This window comes from Arcticibacter svalbardensis MN12-7 (assembly GCF_000403135.1).
GTDB lineage: Bacteria > Bacteroidota > Bacteroidia > Sphingobacteriales > Sphingobacteriaceae > Arcticibacter > Arcticibacter svalbardensis.
Genome location: NZ_AQPN01000134.1, coordinates 1 through 6,146 on the forward strand (window position 1 = coordinate 1; position 6,146 = coordinate 6,146).

The 6,146-nt window shown below is 38.5% G+C and carries 7 protein-coding genes; 4 read left to right on the plus strand and 3 right to left on the minus strand.

Annotated elements, in window-relative coordinates:
• Positions 1-16 precede the first annotated feature (16 nt).
• Positions 17-832, minus strand: coding sequence for a hypothetical protein (locus tag ADIARSV_RS17700; protein ID WP_016197017.1), 816 nt, complete (start codon positions 830-832; stop codon positions 17-19).
• A 30-nt stretch (positions 833-862) separates the two neighbouring features.
• Positions 863-3,325, minus strand: a complete 2,463-nt coding sequence (locus ADIARSV_RS17705; RefSeq protein ID WP_052017052.1) for a bifunctional YncE family protein/alkaline phosphatase family protein — start codon at positions 3,323-3,325, stop codon at positions 863-865.
• A gap of 202 nt (positions 3,326-3,527) precedes the next feature.
• Here ADIARSV_RS17705 and ADIARSV_RS17710 point away from each other — a divergent pair, with 202 nt between their 5' ends.
• Positions 3,528-3,908: a hypothetical protein gene (locus tag ADIARSV_RS17710; RefSeq protein ID WP_040300566.1), complete on the plus strand. Its 381-nt coding sequence runs from the start codon at positions 3,528-3,530 to the stop codon at positions 3,906-3,908.
• Between the two features lie 9 nt (positions 3,909-3,917).
• Here ADIARSV_RS17710 and ADIARSV_RS17715 read toward each other — a convergent pair whose 3' ends face one another.
• Positions 3,918-4,382, minus strand: coding sequence for a DinB family protein (locus tag ADIARSV_RS17715; protein WP_016197021.1), 465 nt, complete (start codon positions 4,380-4,382; stop codon positions 3,918-3,920).
• A 165-nt stretch (positions 4,383-4,547) separates the two neighbouring features.
• Between ADIARSV_RS17715 and ADIARSV_RS17720 the strand changes: the two genes are divergently transcribed.
• From ADIARSV_RS17720 to tnpA, 3 genes are all read left to right on the plus strand, one after another.
• Positions 4,548-5,294, plus strand: coding sequence for a hypothetical protein (locus ADIARSV_RS17720; RefSeq protein ID WP_152439938.1), 747 nt, complete (start codon positions 4,548-4,550; stop codon positions 5,292-5,294).
• A gap of 16 nt (positions 5,295-5,310) precedes the next feature.
• Entirely contained in the window at positions 5,311-5,736 is a 426-nt protein-coding gene (locus ADIARSV_RS17725) for a murein L,D-transpeptidase catalytic domain-containing protein (protein WP_016197023.1), read from the plus strand.
• A 76-nt stretch (positions 5,737-5,812) separates the two neighbouring features.
• Positions 5,813-6,106 (plus strand): IS66 family insertion sequence element accessory protein TnpA, encoded by a 294-nt coding sequence (gene tnpA, locus ADIARSV_RS17730; RefSeq protein ID WP_016197024.1) that lies wholly within the window; start codon positions 5,813-5,815, stop codon positions 6,104-6,106.
• Positions 6,107-6,146: the final 40 nt, after the last annotated feature.

Consider the following 6,146-nt stretch of genomic DNA (forward strand, 5'->3'; position numbering starts at 1 on the left):
GCATAATGTTATTTCGTCACTTAAACCCAACCCTAAACCTGACGGTATACCCATTATTAGAAAGATTAAGATCCCTAGGTGCACTATCGATATTACGAGTACTTGAAGTAGCATAAATAATCGGTCCTCCACTAAGCGAAAATAAGAAGTGCGAATCTTTAGTAGTCATATTGACCGATGGACCAATAAAAAGTTTAGCACCCCCTTCAGCCTCATCTTTATCCCAAAAGCCTTCCAGATCTTCACCAGCAGCTTCAAAACCAGCAAAGAATTGTTTACCTAATTTATGGTGAAAACCAACAGCAGTGATCAGGTCAACTTCATCCCTATCTTTATCAAAAGCTTTTTCGATCAGTAGATTACCTGCCAGATTCCATAACTTATTACCCAAAGCTGCAGTTAACCTGCTAAATACAACGTTCTCGTTCGTCCATTCACGTCTTACACCCAGACCTGTACCAAACCGAAAACCCTGAGCTTTTCCGCCACCGCCTATCAAATCCCGGATGACTTCTACCTGTTGCAAACTGCGGATACCCCCAGATTCATTAAATCCAATCCCTGCTTTAGCATATAAAGTAAAGCGGGAGCCCAAGTACCCTGAAACAGCAAACTGCTGGTCTACCCCATTAAATCCAAAAGGATTGGTTGTATTTTTTCCATAACTACCTGAGTAGTTGATATTCCAGCCAGGTTCCGTTAAAGTAGACACCGAAAACAGAAAAGGCTGCTGTACGCCCGATAGGGTTTTTACAGAATTGATTACATTGGGTTGCTGAGAAAAAGCAGTCACACCAGTACAAAGCAATGCAGCTAAAAAAATGTTTTTCATTGTAATAAAAGGTTAAGTATGTTTCGCTAATTAGTCCTCATCATCATCACTTTTCAGTTCCAGCTTCACAAATGCACTTCTCCGAGGAGCAGGCATCACAGAGTCCTCCCCTTTCACCGATTTCCAAACCACTTCATTCAAGTCAAGATCCGGAGCAGCATCTTCCTTCGCAAAATTGAACGATTCCGATCTTTTAGAACTTGTATTCACGGCAATATTGCGCAGATTAAGATCGATGTTTGAACCCAGAGAACTATATGGTTTCAGATCAGGCTTACTGCTGAAACAATTAAAAAGTGGTAAAGCAGCTGCATCATACTGACTCATTGGAGGTAAACCCAAAATCAGTTCCATGGTCCTAAGAATTCCTGAAGTAGAATACATCGTATGGTTCACAGACCCCATTTTCACATAAGGACTGATCACAAAAGCAGGCGACCGATGCGCATCAATATGATCCGGACCATTCTGGGCATCATCTTCTAAAACAAAAATTGCCGTTTCATTCCAAATCGAGCTTTTAGAAATATACTCAATTAACTGACCCAAGGCAAGATCATTGTCAGCAAGCGCTGCAATAGGACTGATCTTCCCTATTTTCTGTCCGCTAGTATGGTCATTTCCTATCCGTATGGAACTAAACTGCGGCACCTGATTGATAGCCATTAGCGAATCAAAATCATGTTTAAATACCTTAACCCGGTCAACATCTTTAATATCCAGATCAAAACCATCATAACCCGGACATACCCTACCCTCCAGAGCTTTGATATTAGCCTTCCCATTTTCTCCAAATTCCCCATACGTTCTATAGCTAAGTCCGGCACGCTTACAGTAATCCCAAATAAAACCATCTTTCGGAAAAGCAATCTTTCTGCTCCCTTCATAATCATACGTACCACCCCTGCCACCATAACTGATTGGCCATGTCTTTTCCACATAGTCCGTTGCATAAGCAGCCATACTCCAGTTATGACCATCGGCACTCACCTCCGCATCCACATAAAAGTTATCCAGTAATACAAATTGTCTGGCCAATGCATGATGATTAGGTGTTACCCGTTCAGGAAAAATACATAAACTTGTGTCACCGTTTCCCTCCTTCATATCCCCCAAAACCTGATCATACGTACGGTTCTCTTTGATGATATAAAAAACATGTTTAATTGGCGAGACATCACCCTTTTTCATCGGTATTGGATTTCCATCTTCCCCTTTAGCCTCTTTTTCAACCTGAAGACTAAAGGGCGTATTCGCATAAACCTGTTTAGAATAGGTATTCAACCTTGCTTCCGAAGGCTGATCAATTATAGAAAGCGTTCCTTTAAAAAGTCCCCCAATATACTGAACCTTCTTTTTATCTGTAATACCGGTCTGGTAACCGCTATTATCCGTCTTCTTAATTGGCTGAGGCCCCTGCGGATTAGCCATAGATGCAAAACCTTTACCATTAGCCACCAGGATCTTACTTCCATAGGTTTTCACATTCGTGGGATACCATCCCGTAGGAATAAAACCCTTTGAGACACTTTTCCCCGGAACAGAAACATTAAATACAGCCAGGCAATTATTATCTGCATTAGCAATATAAAGCAATTTTTCATCAGCAGATAAGGCTAATCCATTGGTAGTAGATCCAGTAAGTTTTGTTGGATACAATGTTGCAGAAATAGTTTCAATCACCTTATTGGTAGCAGTGCTAATAACCGATACCGAATTATCATTGGCATTGGCCACATAAACATACTTACCATTCTTGCTGCATACTATTTCATTCGGATGGTTGCCTGTAGGAATTTCACTTCCAATTTTACCTGTTACCGTATTATAAACCAGCAGCTTGGCACCACCCCAAAGTGAAATATATAATTTAAGCTTGTTTGGACTGAGCAAACAAGAGTAAGCTTCATGCTGCAGGTCGATTTTCTTTACGACCGCTTTTGTTTTCAAATCAAATACATACAAGGCACTATCTTCCTTGGTAACTGTATATAAACGATTCGTTTTATTGTTTATATCTAATCCCGCCGGACTAATCTTAACCGGCCATGGTTTACCCAAAGTAAGCGTATCCGCTTTCCCAATTTTCCTACCAGCAATAGCATAAGCTAAAATGATATTATCGTTCCCTCCTGATACATATAACTTTTTATCATCATCGCTGAACCGGATCCCATACCAGGACTTCGCAATAGAAACCTCATCCAACAATTTTTCATTTTTAGGATCAATCAATTGGATCACCTGCTCACTCTGGCCATTGTTGGTGACAGCAAGCATTTGCTTATCATGCGACAAAACCATGTTCAGAGGAAGATCACCAAGTGGCAATGACCGGCCCGCAGGACTCAAAGACCATCCATTGGGCAGTAGAACCTTCGGTGCTTTAGGATTATTAGTAGGCAACTGCGCTTTACAGGTAGAGCCCACAATTACAGCATATATAAGGATGAGTAATTGAAGCGAATGCTTCTTCGTATTTTTTAATATCATATCGTTATTACCAGCTATAAAGTAAGGAACCAGGTGTTAAGTTTACATTAAAAAATCATTAGCCGATTATTAATTAAATCAACGCAACAATATAGTCTCTTTTAAAATTACTTGTTTTTATCCGTGTAAAAAGATTTTATACAAGTACCTTAGCATTAATATACAAAGAGAGATTGTGAGTGTCGATAAATAAATTTTCTATGTGAAACTACTTCCAGATTTACAATTGCTCAAGCGGGCGAAAGAAGATTCTCTAATTGCTGAAGAGCTTATTCCTGAATTAAGCCTGAACTTGAATGCTGAACCTTATTACGAATTCATCTACGAACATCTGTTCCTGGAAGGCACAATATGCGCAGAAGATCTCCTCAAAGAAATACGGATTGTTGCTAATAATCAACTCGCATCGAAGCTGCATGCGGTGGCACTAAATAATGAAATCATCAAAAAAGTAGAATTCCAGGATTTATGGAACTATAAATTAAGGTTCATTTATATGTTTATTACGGAATACAAAGCTTTTGTAGAGGAAAAAGAAGCTCAAATGAATTGCAAACAGTTAACAGAAATACATCTTTTATAAAGACCAAATTCAAAATCTAATGATATCTGTATCCACAGGAACATATCCTAAATGACGACTAATAGACAAAATCTGGCCTTTATGATGAAACTCATGTGTCATCACATGAAAAATCAACTTTGAAGGTTCAATATCCTTTTCCACCCCTTTAACATCGATACGAATAAGCAGCAAGGATGAATTTTCATACCGACTGATAAATTCCAGAACATAATCGTCAATACGATCAAATAAAATAATCATATCCTCAATGGTCTTTATGGAATCATATTCTGTAAACACCAAATTTTTATTAAGACCTCTAATTGCAATCCATGCTTCATACGTATTCGCAATATGAACCAGTAAATTCCTTATACTACCACCTATCCCAAACGAAGAGTTTTCATTTAATAGATCTTTGGCAGATATACTTTTGCAATAGTTAAATAACGCATTTCTCGATTCCTGAACCCATAGGTATTGCTCTTTCATAACTGATCATTTTTAGCGCATAATAATTTATTGGCTGGTTAAAAAACACATATCATACCCTCTGGTTTTGAATCTTTAAAGTACAATTAAGTCATTAATTACCGGAAGATAAATAATCATTTTTTATTACACATAAATATGTTCAATTCAAATACCTTTAGCTTTATGAATGATACTCCTAGCTACTCGAATGATACTGAATTTCCCGAATTATTATTAGACTACATTGCCAGGGCGCACCTTTGGCATCAACTAGTGACCAACCACTCAGATGAAGAATTAAATGATCTGATGCTAAAAATGGTGGAAACCGAACAAGCCCTTATGACTTATTATGGTTTACCTTTTACGCTTAAATACTCAGAGTTATTCCAGTTTTTTGCATTAAAAGAAGATTTCGTTCTAGCAGATATCGCTGAATTTATACTATCGCTAGAAGAAGCAGCAAATGAGTATATATTGCAGCCAGTGCTAACTGATGTACAGCTTTTACAACAGGCGAAGGAAAATTCTTTAAAAGCTGAAGATGTACTTCCAGAGCTAAGTCTGCATTTACAACCACAGCACTATTATCTATTCCTTTACGATGTCTTATTCCTTCAGGAGGACATCGATGCAGCAGCAATACTTCAAGAAATGCAACTCGTATCAGAGAACCAGATAGCAGGAAGGCTCCATCTGATTGGTATTGATAACATGTTACTTGCAGAGGAGGACAATAATGATATATGGGAGATGGGCCTTCAATTTCTAGGTGATTTTATGGGAGGCTACCCAAGGTATGCCGAGGAAAACCTTTGCAATAAAAGCGCTAATCCATTTGACCCTGATTATGATGATGATGATGATGATGATAAGCCTGATCCATTTGACCCTGATTATAATGATATTAAGCCTGACCCATTTATTTAAGTTTGTTAATTAAATTATGAAGTTCTATTACCTCTTAGCTTTCGGACTGGTATTATTCACACTCATTTATATCGGATATAAAACTAAACCGAGCACTTTCCATGTGCCTCAAAGTCAAATCAATACTTACGCTGAGCAAATCAGACATCTCTTAGAAGACAAATACAATAGTGACATCATCTTTTATGTCGATTTAACTAAACCTTCCAATAACTACCGATTCTTTGTAATAGATCTTAAAACGAATAAAGTCCTTACTGCTGGACTAGCGTGCAATGGAAAAACCAATAAAGATGGTTCAGTGATTTACTCCAATGAACCAGGAAGCAATTCCTCCTCCAAAGGGTTGTACTGCATCGGAGCATCCTATACCGGTCAGCATGGCAAAGCTTATAGATTATATGGCTTGAATAGCACCAACAGCAATGCTCTAAGGAGGTAAGCGTTCGGTAAAAACCGTTCCCGGTCAGATTATCTAATTTTCTAGATTCGCTTCTGAAAATTAAACAGTCAGGGAAATGAACCAAGGATTACAATCAGAAATGTTACGCCACGTAAACGATTGGCAACATAGTGGCTTAAGTCAGATCGGCTATTGCCAGGAAAAAGGCATCAGTTTCAGTAAATTCAATTATTGGGTGCGTAAAGCACGTCCGTCCGAGAAATCTACCCAAGGTTTCCTTGCCATAAAAGTGGAGACGAATGCGGCACAGCGATCCGTTCATCCAGTGATGGAACTGATCAGCCCCAGAGGGATCCGGTTAAACTTCTATGGAGCTGTAGATGCTGAATTTATCAAAAAATTATTATAGGAAGTTTTGCTGAGCTTAACCAATCTTCATCGTTACCTGT

What these genes read in the sequence shown, in the direction of transcription:
- ADIARSV_RS17705 (WP_052017052.1), bottom strand. Translation starts at nt 3,325, where the DNA reads ATGATATTAAAAAATACGAAGAAGCATTCGCTTCAATTACTCATCCTT.
- ADIARSV_RS17715 (WP_016197021.1), bottom strand. Translation starts at nt 4,382, where the DNA reads ATGAAAGAGCAATACCTATGGGTTCAGGAATCGAGAAATGCGTTATTT.
- tnpA (WP_016197024.1), top strand. Translation starts at nt 5,813, where the DNA reads ATGAACCAAGGATTACAATCAGAAATGTTACGCCACGTAAACGATTGG.
- ADIARSV_RS17700 (WP_016197017.1), bottom strand. Translation starts at nt 832, where the DNA reads ATGAAAAACATTTTTTTAGCTGCATTGCTTTGTACTGGTGTGACTGCT.
- ADIARSV_RS17720 (WP_152439938.1), top strand. Translation starts at nt 4,548, where the DNA reads ATGAATGATACTCCTAGCTACTCGAATGATACTGAATTTCCCGAATTA.
- ADIARSV_RS17725 (WP_016197023.1), top strand. Translation starts at nt 5,311, where the DNA reads ATGAAGTTCTATTACCTCTTAGCTTTCGGACTGGTATTATTCACACTC.